Origin of the sequence: Psychroserpens sp. Hel_I_66 (assembly GCF_000799465.1) — a bacterium.
Classification (GTDB): domain Bacteria; phylum Bacteroidota; class Bacteroidia; order Flavobacteriales; family Flavobacteriaceae; genus Psychroserpens.
Genome location: NZ_JUGU01000001.1, coordinates 353369 through 367691 on the forward strand (window position 1 = coordinate 353369; position 14323 = coordinate 367691).

Genomic DNA, 14323 nt, shown 5'->3' on the forward strand with positions numbered 1-14323 from the left:
AAGAATTCCTCTCACATAGCAGTTTATTAGTTAATGTCATTAAGTATTGAAATTTTAATATCAACGATGTTTAAAGAAGATTTAGATTTTCTTAAGCCCATGTTTCAACATAATGACATTGATGATTTCTATATTATCATTATAAATCAAACCAATGAAGATAAACTTCTTGTTTCTAATAATTCCAAAATTAAGGTTATCAACTCATTTGAAAGAGGTTCGCCTGCTAGTAGAAATTTAGCAATAAGGAATGCTTCAAAAGACATTTGTTTAATGTCTGATGACGATATTGTATATCAATCCAAATTATTTTCGATTCTTCAAAGCGCTTACATTGAATTTCCCAGAGCTTCCTTAATATCTTTTGAGGCAATTGATGAGCAAGGAAAACTCTATACCAATTACTACAATCAAGGTGTGCATAATAAACAGACCTTAAAAAAAATTTACACTTGGGTAATAACATTTAGAAGATCTGTTTTTAAAGAAAATACTGTCTATTTTAATTATTATTTTGGAGTTGGATCAACTTTCAAAGGCGCTACGGAATATGTTTTTTTAAGAAATGCTCTTGATAAAGGCTTATTAATGCAGCATGTTTCTAAAACCATAGTGATGCACCCAAATGAAAGTTCTGGTCGTAAAATGGGAAGTGATAATGCAATATATACTAGAGCAGCAATGCACCAAAGGTTTCATGGAAATTTGAGTTATCTTTGGTTATTAAAATATATTTATTTCCTTTTAGATAATAAATATATTGGATTAAGTGATGTTACGTATAAATTATCAGTAGGCTTAAAAGGTATAAAAAAATATAAAGAATTAAAACGTAAGGGAATAATAGACCAATTACATGAAAATTAACATAATTGACATTCCAAAAATTTCAGATCCACGAGGTAATCTAGCGGTCATTGAGAAAGATTGTATTCCTTATCCTGTAAAAAGAGTTTACTATTTATATGATGTGCCTAGTGATGCGTTTCGTGGAGGTCATTCCCATAAAGAACAACAAGAGTTTTTAGTAGCACTTAGTGGTAGTTTTGAAGTTGTACTTGACGACGGAAAATTTAAAAAACGAGTAATGCTTAATAAACCCAATAAGGGTTTGTTGATTCCTAGCGGTATTTGGAGAGAATTAGATAATTTTTCTTCTGGAGCAGTGTGTTTGGTCTTAGCTTCTGGAGAGTTTGATGAAAATGATTATATAAGAGACTACATTGAGTTTCAAGATTTATAATACAACTTTTTCCCGGTTAATGATTTTAATTTTAACAAAGCTAAAATTAACCATTTTGGACTGTTCAATAAAACTTGTCTTTTAAAAGTTAAATTTTTTACTGAAAGAGAGTTTTTATAAAACTCAAAAGAGTCTTTGTCATTATGTAATTTACTCAAAATAGATAGCGAAAAGCGGTTTCTATCTAGAAATTTTTTGAGGTAATGATTATTTTTTTCTTCTTCAATATATTTATCAAATTTAGGTTTCATTTTCAAATTATAATCAGAATTCGATAAACTATCATTGATAAAAATATAATAAACTAAAATTTTATTTATGAATATTATTTTGTGATGTATGCCAAAGCGTATCCATAAATCTGTGTCTTCGCCAGATGTAATACTTTCATCAAAATTACCGGTAACAGCAATTATGCTTTTTCTAAAAACAGTACTTGAACCTGATAATATGGTATGGTCTTGACTTGCTTCAAAATAGTCAAGAATTAAAATCTCTTTTTTAGAATTAAAACTATAGCTTACGGGTTGAATTTCAGTATTATATTTATGTGCAATTGCGGAAGTGAAAACAGATTCGTCAGGATATTGATAAATAGCTTTATGAATGTTTTCTAGAAATTTCTCATCCCAAAGATCATCACCATCCAATAAAGCAATAAAAGTTCCTTTAGCAGATTTTATACCTTGATTCCTGGCATGAGAGGCACCCTTATTTTCTTGATTTATAATAATGATTCTAGGATCATCAAATTGATTTATAATCTTCAGACTTTTATCTGTCGAACCATCGTTAACTATAATAACCTCAAAATCTTGAAAGGTTTGATTGATTACAGATCGTATAGTCCCAGAAATATAATCTTCTTTGTTGTAAACAGATATGACTACAGAAAAAAATGGATTCATGAATTTAAATCTTGATAACAAATGTAACCCAATTTATAGAATTGTAATACCATAACTTTCGGGTTTTGACTCAATAAATGCTTTCTCAAAATGGAATTGGAAAACCTGTAAATCCATGAGATAGGGTAATTGAGCCTCCATTTTTTTAATGATCTAAAGGTTGTAATTAAGCTGTTTTCTGTTTTTTCAAGTTTGTTTTGTCTATCGAGCTTTAATAGTGTATCTACAGATTTCTCTATTTTATTTAGATAAATCAAATTATCTTCTAAACCATTATGTATAACCTCATTGTCAATGTGAAGTACATTGACATTTTCCGTTTTTAATAACGCACCAAAGTAATTGTCATAACCATAACCTTTTTGGGTTATTTTAGAATTTAATCTTTTAAATACAGCTTTCTTAATCATAAAATTAGCCGATATCACTATTTTGTAAGGTGTCTTATTACGAAGGGATGCAGGTACTTGTTCGTTAGATCTTCCGTAGGTCCAGCGTAAGATGAATTCATCTCTAGGTTTTTCTTCATTATATGCAAATCCGCCATAAATAGCATCATGATTTCTAGGAGTATAGTTTATATAATTGGAAATGAAATCTTGCGTTTTTGGCATCACATCTGCATCCAAAAATAAAAGCCATTCGTGCTTGGCTTGTTCTGCGAGCTTTTGTCTCGTAGCAACTCTTCCGCAGTTAGAACTTGAAATGATATGGCACGTATGGGATAGTTTTTCGATTTCAGCATTAATAATATGACAATCATTAGTGGAACCATCATCTAAAATTATGATCTCAAAAATGATGTCATTAGCGATGAGTTGCTCGTGAAGTCGATTCACCAACCTTGTTATATCATAATTGTAAACAGGAATTAATACAGAGAGCATAAAGATTTGTAATTAATCAAAAATACACTTTTTATGATAGTAAGATCGTGGAGTGACTACTTTTGCTAATGTATTTGGAATTGTTGAGTTAAGATAGGATATATGTAATATGTTGATTGCTTTATGAGTCCTTTCCCTTTAAACCAAGAAACCTCATTTAAAAAAACAATAACAAGTTTACCCGTTATTGATGGATTTGTATTATTGTTCAGAAAAAAACATAAATAATTCAACCTTTTCTCTGTACGACTTCAAACACCTTGTTATCATCACATTTTAGTGTTTTGCTAGGGTATTTAAGTAACAATGCATAGTCATGGGTTGCCATTAAAATCGTGTTACCGTTATTGTTGATGTCACGTAAAACTTCCATGACCTCAATACTGGTTTGAGGATCAAGATTACCTGTTGGCTCATCTGCCAGGATTAATTCTGGGTTATTCAATAACGCTCTAGCAATAGCAATACGTTGTTGTTCTCCACCAGATAATTCATGCGGAAATTTAAACCCTTTGGTTTTCATCGCAACCTTATCCAAAACAGATTCGATACGCTCCTTTATTTTAGTTTTATCTTTCCAGCCTGTAGCTTTTAAAACGAATTCTAGGTTGTTATTGATAGTTCTATCTGGTAACAATTTAAAATCCTGAAACACGATTCCCAATTTACGCCTCAAAAAAGGAATGTCCTTCTCTTTCATTGTGCGCAAGTCATAATCAACAATATGCCCTTCGCCCTCGGTAAGTTGAAGATCGCCATAGAGCGTTTTCATAAAACTACTTTTCCCACTTCCTGTTTTACCAATAAGATAAACAAAATCACCTTTATTCATTTCAAAATTAACATCAGCCAATACCAAACTATCGCCTTGATAGATAGATGCATTTTTGAGTTGTAAAACAGTTTCAGACATTCGGAAAAGAGAATTTATATTGAATTGTAAAAGTATTATAAAAAAAATCAAATTCTAATTCTTACAAATCAAATTCCTGAAATTAATTAAAAAATTAAGGTGTGATTTTATCACTTCGGAAATTGGAATTCTCAAAAAAGAAGGGAAAGTACATTTTCTTTAATGAATATCTATATAAAATTGAGGATGAGAAATAAACTTCAGTTTTCGCAAAACATCAAATTATTAATAACCTTGTGTATAATTATAGCATAAATGTTACGTTATAGGTTTGAAGATAAATTATCTTTGGCATCAATTAAAAATCGAACTTTATGACTTTTAAAAAACTAAGCATTGTACTTGGCTTTTTTCTATTTGCTTTGCACGTGCAAGCACAACAATCTGCAACATATACCAGTGATTTGGTCGAGTATCAAAAAGCACTTACCCTTTATAACAATCAACAATATCAAGCAGCACAATCTTTATTTGAAACCATAAAAGAAGACGCTCCAAACGAGACCTTAGAGTCAGATTGCGCATATTACATTGCCAATTGTGCGGTGCGATTGAATCAGCAAAATGCAGATGATCTTATTCAGGATTTTGTAGAGGATTATCCAACCAGCACCAAAAGAAATACTGCTTTTTTAGATGTAGCAGACTATTATTTTGCCAACGGAAAATATGCATACGCAAGAAAATGGTATGATAAAGTAGATGAGAATAGTATTGCAAGATCTGAGCGTGATAAATTTAATTTTAATTACGGTTATACGCTCTATTCTACAGATGACGAAGCAGGTGCCAATACCTATCTCAATCGTGTTGTCACTTCAAAAGAATATGGTTCTCAAGCAAAATATTACATTGGTTTTATGGCCTATGAAGGTGATGATTATGATAAGGCAAACGAATATTTTGATCAGGTTAGTGAAGAGGAAAAATACCAGGAAAAGCTATCCTACTACCAAGCCGACTTAAATTTTAAGCTCGGTAAATTCGAAAAGGCTATCGAACTTGCTAAAGCACAAATGAGTAAAAGTAGTCCGCAAGAGAAATCTGAGCTTTCAAAAATTATAGGAGAAAGCTATTTTAATCTGGAGCAATATGCTGAAGCAATCCCGTATCTAAAGGATTATAAAGGTCAACGTGGCAAATGGAATAACATCGATTATTACCAATTGGGATATGCCTATTACAAACAAAACGATTTTGAAGCTGCAGTTTCAGAATTTAATAAAATTATAGGTGGAGATAACAGTGTTGCTCAAAACGCATACTATCATTTGGGTGAGAGCTACATCAATCTTAATAAAAAACAAGAAGCATTGAATGCATTTCGTAATGCGTCGCAAATGGACTATGATCTAAAAATCCAGGAAGATGCTTGGTTAAACTATGCCAAGATTAGTTATGAAATTGGGAATCCGTATCAATCGGTTCCGCAGATTTTGACAAGTTATTTAGAGAAATATCCAGAGACAGGTTATAAAGAAGAGATTGAAACCTTATTGATTGACTCCTACATCACGTCAAAAAACTACAAGGAAGCTATCAAACTATTAGAAGGTAAAAAGAGTTTTGAAAATAGAGTAGCATTTCAAAAAGTAGCCTTTTACAGAGGTATTGAGGTTTATAATGAAGGTGATTATAATGAGGCTAAAAAATTGTTTAATGCATCTGTTAAAGAAGCTAAAGATCCTGTATTTACTGCAAGAGGAACGTTTTGGGAAGCAGAGACAGATTACCATCTCAATAATTACGACAATGCCTTAATAGGCTTTAAACAATTTGAGCAACAAGGCGAAGCTTCCGAAGTAAATGAAATCAATAATATCGACTACAATATTGGTTACACCTACTTTAAACTGAAAAATTACACAAAGTCAACAGAGAGTTTCCAGAAATTTATTGATAAGCATAAAGAGGATAAATTGCGTTTAAATGATGCGTATTTAAGACTTGGCGATGGATATTTCGTTTCGAGTAATTACAGTAATGCGATTTCTGCTTATGAAAAAGCGATTGCAATCAATGAAATTGAAGCTGACTATGCGACGTTTCAAAAAACGATGAGTTACGGTTATATTGGTGAAGGCTCCAATAAAATCAAGGGTCTGGTGGCTTTTATAAATAATTTTAAGAATTCCTCATTACGCGATGACGCCATGTATGAACTGGCAAATTCGTATATAAAAGCTAATGAAACAGATAAGGCGATGGCGATGTACGATCGCTTAAATCAAGAATACAGTACCAGTGTTTTTATTCCAAAAGCGTTGTTGAGACAGGGATTATCGTATTATAATACGAGCGATAATGAGCGTGCTTTGAATAAATTTAAAACAGTAGCAAAAGATTTTCCGTCTACTGCGGAAGCTAATCAAGCGGTAGCAACTGCGCGATTGATCTATATTGATTTAGGTCGCGTTGAAGACTATGCAGCTTGGGTAAAAACCTTGGATTATATTGATGTGACAGATGCAGAATTGGATAATACATCTTATTTAGCTGCAGAAAAACAATATCTGGATAACAATACAGATAACGCAATTCGTCAATTCAATAAATATTTAAATGAGTTTCCTAACGGAATGCATGCTCTAAAATCACATTTTTATTTAGCTGAAATGTACTCCAAAAAAGAATTGCCAGATAATGCAAAACCGCATTATGAATATGTTGTAAACAAGCAAAAAGGAGAATTTACTGAACAAGCTTTGGTTAAACTTTCTGAAATTTATTTAAGTAACAAAAACTGGGATAAAGCAATCCCATTATTAAAGCGTTTGGAAAATGAAGCCGATTATCCGCAAAATATCACTTACGCCCAATCCAATTTAATGAATGCCTTTTACCAAAAAGAGAATTACAGTGAAGCAGTTAACTATGCTGAAAAATCACTTCAAAATTCTAAAATTGATAATAAGGTAAAAAGTGATGCGCAAATTATAATAGCACGTTCTGCTATTAAAACGGGTAATGAGAGTAAAGCAAAAATCGCGTATGCTGAGGTTGAAAAAATTGCAACAGGTGCTTTGGCAGCAGAAGCGTTGTTCTACAATGCCTATTTCAAAAATAAAGATGGTAACTACGAATCTTCAAATACGACCGTTCAAAAATTGGCGAGAGATTATAGTAGCTACAAATATTACAGTGCAAAAGGATTAGTTGTCATGGCAAAAAATTATGATGCTTTAGGTGATGCTTTCCAGGCGACTTACATTCTGGAAAGTGTGATTAATAATTTCCCAGAATTTGATGATGTCGTGGCTGAAGCACAACAAGAATTAGACAGAATCAAAACAAAAGCTGCGAAAACGAATTCATCGGTACAACCTAAAAATTAAACCCAATTCCTGCGGAAGCAGGAATCTCATAGAAAAACAAACTAATATTAAGATGATTAAAAAACTAAGATTTTCAATAATTGCGATTTCAATTTTCACCATATTTTCATGCGGAGATGATGACAATAATAATCAAGAAGAAGTAATTAATAAATATGCAGGATGTTGTTCAACAGATCCTGTTTTTGGAGCAAATGTTGATAATTTGGATCAATCTGCTGGAGAAATTGAAGTGTTCACGATTGTAACCCAAAATGGAGATGCATACAATGATATGTTTTCAATTAGAAATATAGACCTGTATCCTAATCATACAGTAACTATTTATAATTCCGATAATGAGGAAATATTTCAAAACACAGATTACACAGATATTTTAAATTTATTCCCAGGATATCCACAAGATGAAAATAATGGTGCAGCAGGTGTTTCTAACGGAACTTATAAATACAAAATAGTTATTGAAAATGAAGAGACTTTTCGTAAATCAGGATCATTTTGTGTATATACTTGGGCAGATCCAGAGCCAAATTTTGATGGTTGCAATCTACGTAGTCAATTTGATCCAATAATAGCATTTCCGCCAAATTAATTCATCAAATCAAAATCAAAACAATGAAAAACAAACTCAAATATATAATCCTATTAATTATAACGTGCAACTTCGCCATCACATTCGCCCAAGAACGTGAAAAAGACACGATTGATACAGATGTGGTAAATGTGGTAAAACCATATACACCAACCATTTCAGATGCTTTTAAAATCAAGGAAACACCAACGTTAAACGATTCTACCACAATAAAGAAAAAGGAAATTAAGTATAATATTTTCTCAATTCCCGTAGCATCAACATTTACGCCTGCAAAAGGAAAAGCAGCAACCGTAGATAAAGAAAAACAAGTAAAACTGTACGATAATTATGCATCTTTAGGCTTGGGTACATACACCACAATTCTTGGAGAAGTATATCTCAATCATGCCATAAGCAGAACAGAGCGTGTAGGCGGTTATTTTAGCCATCACTCTTCCGCAGGCGACATTGAAGGTGTAAATTTTGACAATAATTTTTCTGAAACTGGCCTCAATGCACATTACAGCCAAAAAATGAGAGATTACGCTTGGAAGGTCGAAGGAGGTTTTCAATTACAATCTTATAATTGGTACGGTTTGCCAGATCAAACCATCCCAACCTTTGATGTTGGTCATTCGTTTTACACAGCAAATATTGGCGGAAACATAAAATTTGATGATGCTATTTTCAAAAAAGGAAGTGTCTTATTTAGAAGATTTGGTGATGATCAAGATTCCGGAGAAAATCGGTTTATTTTAAAATCTGGTTTTGATGTTCCCGTTGCAGATGAGATAGTAAATGCTGAAGTTAAAATTGACTACATTGGTGGTTCTTTCGATAAAAGTTACTTTGGTAACGAAGAGCTCAATTATAGCAATATTATTTTTGGATTATCGCCAACCTATAAAATGACACAAGACGATTTAACCCTAGATTTGGGTGTTAATTTAGTATATCTTAACGATACAGAAGCTAGTGATGGCAAGTTCTTTATCTACCCAAATATTACAGCGAGTTACCGTTTGGTGGATGAATTGCTCATTGCCTACGGAAGCCTAAAAGGCGATCTCAATCAAAATTCATATTATGGTTTTGCACAAGAAAATCCGTTCGTTTCACCAACATTATTTATTGCACCAACAGATCAAGCTTATAGCGCAACCGTAGGAATTAAAGGTAAACTCTCAAATAGCATGAGCTATAATGTGAGCGGTCAATACATGGCAGAAAACAATAAAGGGTTGTTTAAATCTAATCCAGATTCGGGTATAGAACAAGAGAATTATCAATTTGGAAATTCCTTCGGAATAGCGTACGACGACGTTAAAACCTTCGCTATTGGAGGAGAATTGAATGTGGACATCAACCGAAATTTCAAACTCGGATTGAAAGCTGATTATTTTGCCTACAATACAGATAACGAAGCTGAAGCATGGAACCTTCCAGACATAGAAGCCTCAGCATTTTTAGACTATCAAATAGATGAACATTGGTTTGCTGGTGCAAATGTGTTTTTTGTAGGAGAGCGCAAAGATTTATTTATACCAATTGGCGGAAGTACAGTAGAGATAATTCCACAAACAATTAATTTAGATAGTTATTTTGATGCCAACGCACATGTAGGTTACAAAATTACAGATCAACTCTCTGCTTTTGCAAAAGTGAATAACATCGCCAATCAAAATTATAACCGTTGGTTAAATTATCCCGTTCAAGGTATTCAGTTTTTGGCTGGAGCAACGTATCAGTTTGATTTTTAACTCAGTATGTCATCCTGAACTTGATTCAGGATCTCATTACTATTTAAAAGCATTCATTCTTAAATTTTTAGAATGAATGCTTTTCGTATTTTTAACGAATCAAAAATAATCAACTAATGAAAAACCTACTCTGCCTAATCGCATTACTTACCATCTTCTCATGTTCTAAAGAAAAGCAACAAGTAGATGCTATCGTATTCAACGCTAACATATATACGGTTGATGATAACTTCGGAAAAGCAGAAGCCTTCGCCATAAAAGATGGAAGGTTTTTGGAAGTGGGAACTTCCGAAGAGATAAAAAGTAAATTTTCTTCGGAAAATGTCATCGATGCCAATGGTAAAACAATTTTGCCTGGCTTAATTGATGCGCATGCTCATTTTCTAACCTTGGGGCAATTACAAAAACAAGTGAACCTAGTAGGTGTTAAAAGTTTTGAAGACATGGTTAAACGTGTTTTAGACTTTCAGAAAAAACATAACATGCCATTTATTAAAGGTAGAGGTTGGGATCAAAATGACTGGGAGGATAAAGACATGCCAGATAATACGATTTTAAATAAGTTATTTCCAAACACACCAGTAGCTTTAACACGAATTGATGGTCACGCTTCTTTTTGTAATCAAGCTGCCCTAGATTTAGGGAATGTTACAGTCAAAAGCAGTATTGATGGAGGGGAAGTAGAGGTGAAACAGGGCAAGTTAACAGGGATTCTCTTAGATAATGCGGAACAATTGGTCATGGATAACTGGCCTGATTTTGAAAAAAAACAACTTATAGAAGCCTTAATGGCTGCACAAAAGATCTGTTTTGAAAATGGATTGACTACAATTTCTGATGCTGGTCCAGATATTTTTACTTCACCTTGGATAGAAACTATTGATGTGATTGATAGTCTTCAAAAATCAGGTGACTTGAAGATAAGACTATATATGATGGTTCCTGGTACTCAACCAAATTTAGACCATTTTTTATCTAAAGGAATTACAAAAACCGATAGACTTAATGTGCGATCCTTTAAGTTTTATGCAGATGGAGCATTGGGTTCTAGAGGTGCATTGTTACGAGAACCTTATACAGATAAGCATAGTTCTCATGGTTTGCCCGTGATGTCCTTAGAACATATAAATAAATCGGCTCAGCGCATATCAAATTCAGAATTTCAAATGAATACACATGCTATTGGTGATAGTGCCAACCATGCGGTTTTACAGACGTACAATAAAGTTTTAGGAAGTAAAAAAGATAGACGATGGCGAGTGGAGCATGCACAAGTCGTTTCTCCCAAAGATTTCGATTTATTTAAAAACGTCATGCCATCTATACAGCCAACACATGCAACGAGTGATATGTATTGGGCAAAGGAGAGGTTGGGAGATGATCGTGTGAAAGGAGCTTATGCTTATAAAGAATTGTTAGATGCCTACGGAAAAGTAGCTTTAGGGACCGATTTTCCGGTGGAGCAGGTGAGTCCGTTTTTAACATTTTACGCAGCTGTAGCAAGACAAGATTTGGAACAGTCTCCAGAAGGCGGGTTTCAAAAAGAAAACGGATTATCAAGAGAAGAAACTCTAAAAGGAATGACCATTTGGGCAGCCTATTCTAACTTTGAAGAGAACGAAAAAGGAAGTATTGAAACCGGTAAGTTTGCAGATTTTATTATCTTGGATCGAGATATTATGAAAGTTGAACAGAATGAGATCCCTAAAACTAAGGTAGAGCAGACTTTTTTGAACGGAGAAAAACAATTATAAATTTAGTATAGTAAAATGAAGAAATTTTTATCTTTTATAAGTGTAGTTTTATTTGCAAATATGGCTTTTGCCCAATATAGTTGGACGGATGCCGAAGTTCATACCAAAGATGGAAAAGTATTTGATGGTGAAGCTAAATTAACGATGATCTCTCAAGGTATTAACTTGTCTAAAGAAAAACTTAAGTATAGAACTAAGAGCAAAAAGAACAAAACAAAATTTCAGCCAACTGATATTGATTATGTCATTTTTACTATCAATTACAGAGAAAGAGTTAATGGAGAAAGAATAGTAAAGACCAGAACAGAAAAATACATACCTGTTTTTTTAAACAACAAACAGACAAGAATTGGATTTGTAGAACTTATGGTTGATGGTAATTTACAGTTAGTTGGACGTACGGTTAGAGTTCAAAATGCGGGAACTTGGCAACCAGGAGTTGCGGGACCAAGTGGATTAAGTGCACCAGTTTATATGCCTGGTTATATGGGAAGTCACAACCAGGTAATGATTTTGAGAGAAGGAAGTAAGCCTCAAATTTTCAATCAAGTGAGTTTAACAAAATCATTCAGAAAACGAGCAATGGAGTATTTTGAAGATTGTCCTGTATTAAAAGCGAAAATTGAAAAGAAGGAATTTGTAAAAGAAGATTTACAGGATATAGTTAATTTTTATAATTCGTCTTGTAATTAAATCAATTGTAGGATATGCTAATTATCTGATAAAATTTACAGCAAATTTTTATAAAAATGTTATTGATTAATCCTTGCCAAATAATCAAAATGCTCACCATCCATAACTTTTTCACACTGTAACCCAACAGCTTCGCAAGCCAATTTTAATTGTTCAAAATCGAGATATAACCATTTCATAGGCTCCTCGTCTTCACCTTTGTAACTTAGATAATAATCCAATTCTCCGTAGTAATTGGCGTTTGTGTCAATCCAAAGTCCACCATCATCATCTTCATACATATATTTAATATCTGAGGAATCGATTAAGATTTGACCTGTAGGAGTTAAAAGCGATTTTAAATGATTCAGATATGTTGAAACTTGGGATGTTTTTTGGAAAATTCCAGTACCATTCATCAATAATAAAATGGTATCAAATGTTTCAGTCTCGTCCAGGATATCTTTTTGCTCAACTTGAGTAACACCTCTTTGCTTTGCTACATTTACAGCACCTTCGGAAATATCTATAGCTTTAACAGTCAATCCTTTTTCTTGAAGATACAAACTGTGACTTCCAGAGCCACAACCCACATCTAAAATCTTACCTTTTGCTAATTGTAAAGCCTTTTGTTCTAGTTTGGGCATTTCAGCATAACTTCGGAATAAATAGGGAAGCGGTAACTCATCTTCACCAGAAATATTAGTTGAAGTGATGAGGTCTTCGGTATAATTATTGTTGAAATAATCTTGAAGGGCTTTGCCAAAAAGGTCTTTATTCATATTTTTTGTCATGCGGAATTTGATTGACCATCTTATAAAAGTAGTATTTTTGTGTTATGCAGGACTTCATAAATAATCTTCCCAAACTCGCCAAAGATAAGCATAAGGAAAATAAAACCTTCTTTACTAAGCTCAAAAAAAAGCCACCCAAGCAATTGGATTATTTGATGCAAGAGCTTCATGATGCCGAGTTTGAGAGAACAGATTGTTTGGATTGTGCCAATTGCTGTAAAACCACTGGACCGCTTTTTACCCAAAAAGATATTGAGCGTATCTCAAAATTTTTTAAATTAAAGCCACAGCAATTTATAGAAACGTATTTGAGATTAGATGAAGAGAATGACTACGTATTACAATCTGTACCATGCACGTTTTTGGGAGAAGATAACTATTGCTCTATTTATGAGGTAAGACCGAAAGCATGTAGGGAATTCCCGCATACTGATAGGAAGAAATTTCAGCAAATATCAAATTTAACCTTAAAAAACGTGGCTATTTGTCCTGCAGCTTTCAATATTGTGGAAGCCATGAAACAACGAATTAAATTTTAATAATCATTTATGAAAAAGTTTATTATAGTTTGCTTAATGCTAATGTCTACCATAGGTTTTTCCCAACCAGTAGAATGGTTGACGTCTTTAGAGGCAGCTCAAAGATTGTCGTTGATTCAAAATAAAATGATCGTAATGACTTGGGAAGATTCCATGACATTACCACTCCCTGTAACTATAAAAGACGAAAATGGAGTACGAAGATATATTGACGATTTATTTAAAAATGGAATTTTGATAAATTTGCTTAAAGAGCATTTTATTCTTGTGAGCGTCAATGAAAGTGAGTACCCTAAAATGATTGAAAAGATAGAAAATAAAAGATCTACATCATATATCGATAAATTTAATGATGATTCCTTAAAAGTAATGGATGCCAACGGTACTATAGTTAATGTGGATGCCCCATATCAAGAATTTTTTGATATTGCCACATTTATTCAAAATTATGCCATCAATACAGAGTTTATCAATGCGGAACTGAAAAGTTACTACGATGTTCAAAATTTCGTAACCACATTCCGCTTGTCTTCAAGATATTTGGATATGGCTTCTTACGTGTTTAGTCAATCGAGAGAAGAATTTGTAAATGTATCTTCAATCTATCTCAAAGAAGCCGAAAAATTTCTAATTGAAGAGGCAATGGATAATCAAGAGGCATTTCAGCAAAAAATAGAATTAAAACAATTAGAGCAAGAACTAGTATTGGGTAATCCTAAAAAAGTGCTTCGGAAATTAAAAAGATTAGATCCTACTGAAATTAATGATATCAATAATACTTTAGTGTCTTTTTTGTATTTTACATCGTACCTCATGAGAAAAGATGAAACAAACGCATCAAACTACAGAAGCGATATTTCTTTGATTGATTTAAAATGGGCATCTGCAATAATAAATAGTTATGTTAAGCTTTGATGCTATTGGCTCAAGAGGTTTAGACTTAA

13 protein-coding genes are annotated in these 14323 nt (G+C 32.9%); 9 read left to right on the forward strand and 4 right to left on the reverse strand.

The window, feature by feature from the left end:
* Positions 1–66 precede the first annotated feature (66 nt).
* Positions 67–867, forward strand: a complete 801-nt coding sequence (locus GQ40_RS01680; RefSeq protein WP_047545169.1) for a hypothetical protein — start codon at positions 67–69, stop codon at positions 865–867.
* Positions 857–1243, forward strand: coding sequence for a sugar 3,4-ketoisomerase (locus GQ40_RS01685; RefSeq protein ID WP_047545170.1), 387 nt, complete (start codon positions 857–859; stop codon positions 1241–1243). The genes GQ40_RS01680 and GQ40_RS01685 overlap by 11 nt, the downstream gene beginning before the upstream one ends.
* On the opposite strand, the gene GQ40_RS01690 is transcribed toward GQ40_RS01685, so the two are convergent.
* The 3 genes from GQ40_RS01690 to GQ40_RS01700 form a co-directional block, all read right to left on the reverse strand.
* Positions 1231–2151, reverse strand: coding sequence for a glycosyltransferase family 2 protein (locus GQ40_RS01690; protein ID WP_047545172.1), 921 nt, complete (start codon positions 2149–2151; stop codon positions 1231–1233). The genes GQ40_RS01685 and GQ40_RS01690 overlap by 13 nt on opposite strands.
* Entirely contained in the window at positions 2148–3038 is an 891-nt protein-coding gene (locus GQ40_RS01695) for a glycosyltransferase family 2 protein (RefSeq protein WP_047545174.1), read from the reverse strand. The genes GQ40_RS01690 and GQ40_RS01695 overlap by 4 nt, the downstream gene beginning before the upstream one ends.
* A 229-nt stretch (positions 3039–3267) precedes the next feature.
* The gene (locus GQ40_RS01700; RefSeq protein ID WP_047545176.1) at positions 3268–3951 is read right to left on the reverse strand and encodes a cell division ATP-binding protein FtsE; all 684 of its coding nucleotides are present in this window, start codon (positions 3949–3951) and stop codon (positions 3268–3270) included.
* 314 nt (positions 3952–4265) lie between these two features.
* Between GQ40_RS01700 and GQ40_RS01705 the strand changes: the two genes are divergently transcribed.
* The 5 genes from GQ40_RS01705 to GQ40_RS01725 all read left to right on the forward strand — a co-directional run bounded on the left by GQ40_RS01705 (position 4266) and on the right by GQ40_RS01725 (position 12067).
* Positions 4266–7286: a tetratricopeptide repeat protein gene (locus GQ40_RS01705; protein ID WP_047545177.1), complete on the forward strand. Its 3021-nt coding sequence runs from the start codon at positions 4266–4268 to the stop codon at positions 7284–7286.
* A 52-nt stretch (positions 7287–7338) separates the two neighbouring features.
* The gene (locus GQ40_RS01710; protein ID WP_047545180.1) at positions 7339–7878 is read left to right on the forward strand and encodes a gliding motility-associated C-terminal domain-containing protein; all 540 of its coding nucleotides are present in this window, start codon (positions 7339–7341) and stop codon (positions 7876–7878) included.
* 23 nt (positions 7879–7901) lie between these two features.
* Entirely contained in the window at positions 7902–9620 is a 1719-nt protein-coding gene (locus tag GQ40_RS01715) for a TonB-dependent receptor (protein ID WP_047545183.1), read from the forward strand.
* A 116-nt stretch (positions 9621–9736) separates the two neighbouring features.
* Positions 9737–11374: an amidohydrolase gene (locus tag GQ40_RS01720; RefSeq protein WP_047545185.1), complete on the forward strand. Its 1638-nt coding sequence runs from the start codon at positions 9737–9739 to the stop codon at positions 11372–11374.
* 15 nt (positions 11375–11389) lie between these two features.
* Positions 11390–12067, forward strand: a complete 678-nt coding sequence (locus GQ40_RS01725; protein WP_047545187.1) for a hypothetical protein — start codon at positions 11390–11392, stop codon at positions 12065–12067.
* 59 nt (positions 12068–12126) lie between these two features.
* On the opposite strand, the gene GQ40_RS01730 is transcribed toward GQ40_RS01725, so the two are convergent.
* On the reverse strand, positions 12127–12828 hold the full coding sequence (locus GQ40_RS01730) for a class I SAM-dependent methyltransferase (RefSeq protein ID WP_047551267.1): 702 nt from the start codon (positions 12826–12828) through the stop codon (positions 12127–12129).
* A gap of 56 nt (positions 12829–12884) precedes the next feature.
* On the opposite strand from GQ40_RS01730, the gene GQ40_RS01735 reads away from it, so the two are divergent.
* Both GQ40_RS01735 and GQ40_RS01740 read left to right on the forward strand, forming a co-directional pair.
* Positions 12885–13379 (forward strand): YkgJ family cysteine cluster protein, encoded by a 495-nt coding sequence (locus GQ40_RS01735; protein WP_047545189.1) that lies wholly within the window; start codon positions 12885–12887, stop codon positions 13377–13379.
* A 9-nt stretch (positions 13380–13388) separates the two neighbouring features.
* Complete coding sequence (locus GQ40_RS01740; protein WP_156115497.1) at positions 13389–14294, forward strand: hypothetical protein; 906 nt, start codon at positions 13389–13391, stop codon at positions 14292–14294.
* Positions 14295–14323: the final 29 nt, after the last annotated feature.

Bases quoted from the DNA above. Each gene is read 5' to 3' on its own strand.
- GQ40_RS01680 (WP_047545169.1), top strand. From the start codon at position 67: ATGTTTAAAGAAGATTTAGATTTTCTTAAGCCCATGTTTCAACATAAT.
- GQ40_RS01685 (WP_047545170.1), top strand. From the start codon at position 857: ATGAAAATTAACATAATTGACATTCCAAAAATTTCAGATCCACGAGGT.
- GQ40_RS01690 (WP_047545172.1), bottom strand. From the start codon at position 2,151: ATGAATCCATTTTTTTCTGTAGTCATATCTGTTTACAACAAAGAAGAT.
- GQ40_RS01695 (WP_047545174.1), bottom strand. From the start codon at position 3,038: ATGCTCTCTGTATTAATTCCTGTTTACAATTATGATATAACAAGGTTG.
- GQ40_RS01700 (WP_047545176.1), bottom strand. From the start codon at position 3,951: ATGTCTGAAACTGTTTTACAACTCAAAAATGCATCTATCTATCAAGGC.
- GQ40_RS01705 (WP_047545177.1), top strand. From the start codon at position 4,266: ATGACTTTTAAAAAACTAAGCATTGTACTTGGCTTTTTTCTATTTGCT.
- GQ40_RS01710 (WP_047545180.1), top strand. From the start codon at position 7,339: ATGATTAAAAAACTAAGATTTTCAATAATTGCGATTTCAATTTTCACC.
- GQ40_RS01715 (WP_047545183.1), top strand. From the start codon at position 7,902: ATGAAAAACAAACTCAAATATATAATCCTATTAATTATAACGTGCAAC.
- GQ40_RS01720 (WP_047545185.1), top strand. From the start codon at position 9,737: ATGAAAAACCTACTCTGCCTAATCGCATTACTTACCATCTTCTCATGT.
- GQ40_RS01725 (WP_047545187.1), top strand. From the start codon at position 11,390: ATGAAGAAATTTTTATCTTTTATAAGTGTAGTTTTATTTGCAAATATG.
- GQ40_RS01730 (WP_047551267.1), bottom strand. From the start codon at position 12,828: ATGAATAAAGACCTTTTTGGCAAAGCCCTTCAAGATTATTTCAACAAT.
- GQ40_RS01735 (WP_047545189.1), top strand. From the start codon at position 12,885: ATGCAGGACTTCATAAATAATCTTCCCAAACTCGCCAAAGATAAGCAT.
- GQ40_RS01740 (WP_156115497.1), top strand. From the start codon at position 13,389: ATGAAAAAGTTTATTATAGTTTGCTTAATGCTAATGTCTACCATAGGT.